5 protein-coding genes are annotated in these 2,438 nt (G+C 41.2%); all 5 read left to right on the forward strand.

All coding sequences use genetic code 11. The features are described from left to right. A partial coding sequence (locus ACCI49_RS24315; RefSeq protein WP_371841843.1) for a DUF6931 family protein occupies nt 1-439 on the forward strand: 439 nt, incomplete at its 5' end. Nucleotides 440-441: 2 nt separating this feature from the next. Beyond that, nucleotides 442-735 carry a PAAR domain-containing protein gene (locus ACCI49_RS24320; protein ID WP_020413592.1) on the forward strand — a complete coding sequence of 98 codons (294 nt, stop codon included), beginning with the start codon at nt 442-444 and terminating at the stop codon, nt 733-735. Between the two features lie 583 nt (nt 736-1,318). Further along, nucleotides 1,319-1,723: a DUF6795 domain-containing protein gene (locus ACCI49_RS24325; protein WP_371841844.1), complete on the forward strand. Its 405-nt coding sequence runs from the start codon at nt 1,319-1,321 to the stop codon at nt 1,721-1,723. Nucleotides 1,724-1,744: 21 nt separating this feature from the next. Beyond that, nucleotides 1,745-2,092 carry an alpha/beta hydrolase family protein gene (locus tag ACCI49_RS24330; RefSeq protein WP_371841845.1) on the forward strand — a complete coding sequence of 116 codons (348 nt, stop codon included), beginning with the start codon at nt 1,745-1,747 and terminating at the stop codon, nt 2,090-2,092. Nucleotides 2,093-2,150: 58 nt separating this feature from the next. Next, nucleotides 2,151-2,438: transposase (locus ACCI49_RS24335; RefSeq protein ID WP_371838736.1), on the forward strand; the 288-nt coding region annotated here is incomplete at its 3' end.

Here is a 2,438-nt window from a genome sequence, read left to right on the forward strand (position 1 = left end):
TTACCCCGATGCAATTAAACTTCTGGCACATGGTCTCCCCAAACGGGAAGCTGTATGGTGGGCTTGCATTGCTGCTCGTGATATCCAAAGCCCCGAAACTGATGAAGATAATGTCAATGCACTGATAGCGGCAGAAAGTTGGGCAAAAAAACCGGGTGAAGAAATTCGCATAAAGTGCAAAGCACTCGGCGATAAAACCAAGCATAAAACACCAGCAAGCTGGGCTGCGACGGCCGCCAGCTGGTGTCATGGTAGCCTTGCAGCGGAAGGTGAGCCGGTAATTGAACCACCAGATCATCTTTACGCCCACGCCGTCGCTGGCAGTGTAACCCTCGCTGCGGTATTATCCGACCCCGTAGATCCTGGCAAGCGGTTCGCACGCTATATGAAGCAGGGGTTAGACCTAGCTCGCGGTGGTAACGGTAGAGTAGAGGACTAAACATGGGAAAGCCTGCTTCACGGATTACTGATATGCATGTCTGCCCGATGGTGACAGGTACTGTACCTCACGTCGGCGGGCCAATCCTCAGCCCAGGTGCTCCAACGGTTATTATCGGCGGAATGCCCTCAGCTACGGTCGGCAGCGCCTGCACCTGTGTAGGACCACCAGATACTGTGGCTATGGGCAGCACTACCGTACTGCTGCAAAAGAAGCCTGCTGCTCGTATGGGAGATACGACTGGCCATGGAGGCAAGATTGTAATCGGATGCCCCACAGTACTGATCGGTGGCTAAGTAATATTCCACCTACAGCGCCTTGTATATAAACAATAGATTGTCTGAGCATATAATAAAGAACCTACTTTTGTTTAGACAAACAAGCGATTATTTATCTTAAAATAATCTGGTGACAGTTACGGAAAATTGGGCTGCGCATAAAAACCAAGTAGCCTCATTATGCTTTTAGCCTGATATCTATTAACTTTAAAGTTAATTAGCTGCATATAAATTTATATATTCTCATACACTTAGGATGAAGTGCAAATATTAGCTTCAGGCCTCTTCCTGCACTTTATAGAATGCAGCTCTGCAGCTACAACTGGATAAATAGTTCTCAAAAAACAAAGACTAACTTGTCATAGATAATTTTCAAAATTACTCTTTAGTTAGCACACGTATCCATGGCATTCATTCACAGGCAGCGTTAAACAGAATCAGGCAAGATAAAAAAACCTTACCAGCTTTAAAATGATAAATCTAGAAATTCAGCCCATAAATCTTAATATGAAAATTTACTCTTATGCACAATAAAATATCACCTCTCAAAATTACATTAATAATCTTACTTCTTCTATCTATCTCAGGAGGAACTTACGGAATGGCATTTTTAAACCCTCTAAAAGCATGCACATTTTCAGAAATGAAAATACGACTCACCTTAAATGGTGAACCTGCAGTAGGCGCAAAAGTTATTCGCACAATTGATTGGAAAGATGAGCAGGTCGACTTCTATACTTCAGATGAAGACGGAAATATTGATCTTCCTGCAAAATTTGAAAGCTCATTTACTCAGGTACTACCTGTTGAGTTTATTTCCTCGCAAAGTATAAACGTAGAATATGAAAATAATAACTATTTAATTTGGATTTATGCAAAAAGAAATCCTGGTGAAAATTCAGAGATGAACGGTGATCCAATTAACCTATCGTGTGAACTTTCTGACGAGCCAAAAACAGAAAGAAAGTTCAAGTCAGCGGTAAAGACTTCCTGTAAATTTATTTAACTTTAGAAAGGAATAAAAATAATGCTCACACCACAATATAGTGCTCAGCTTGCTGCGGATATTTACTTAATTAAGAAACCTAACGACCAGGAGATTTTCTTTGATCTATACAAGGACGACTTTGACATAAAAGAAAATCTTCCCAATAAAATACAAGGAAAAACAGGTGCTTTTACTCTAATAAAAAGTACTCACGCAATGGGCATCGCGACATGTGGTAAAGATAATTTTAAAGGGCAGGCTTTTGTAGCTTTGAAAGGAACTGCCAGCGGTTACGATCTATTAACAGATCTAAATGCAGGTATTAAAAGATTCCATACCGGTGGGTCAGTACATCAGGGCTTCTACTATACATTTGGGTACCTCTAAAAATTCACTAATTTCCGGTAAAATAGTCTAAACGCTCACTAGTAAAGGTTATTGTCAAATGCAGCCGAGTTTTTTCGGTCTTGATGACCGCCATCGCAAGCTAAATGAACGTGATCCACTGGTTGCTCTTCGTAAGTTGATTGACTGGGAGGACTTCCGGAGTACTTTGAATAAAATCCCCACACTTCCAAGAAAGAGTAATGCTGGAAGAAGACCCTTTGATAAGGTACTGATGTTCAAGGCACTTGTATTACAGCATTTATATAACCTATCGGATGATGAGCTGGAATATCAGATACGCGATCGATTTTCATTTTGTCGATTTCTCAGCCTAAACCCGGAGGAC

It is taken from the genome of Microbulbifer epialgicus (assembly GCF_041447265.1).
GTDB lineage: Bacteria > Pseudomonadota > Gammaproteobacteria > Pseudomonadales > Cellvibrionaceae > Microbulbifer > Microbulbifer epialgicus.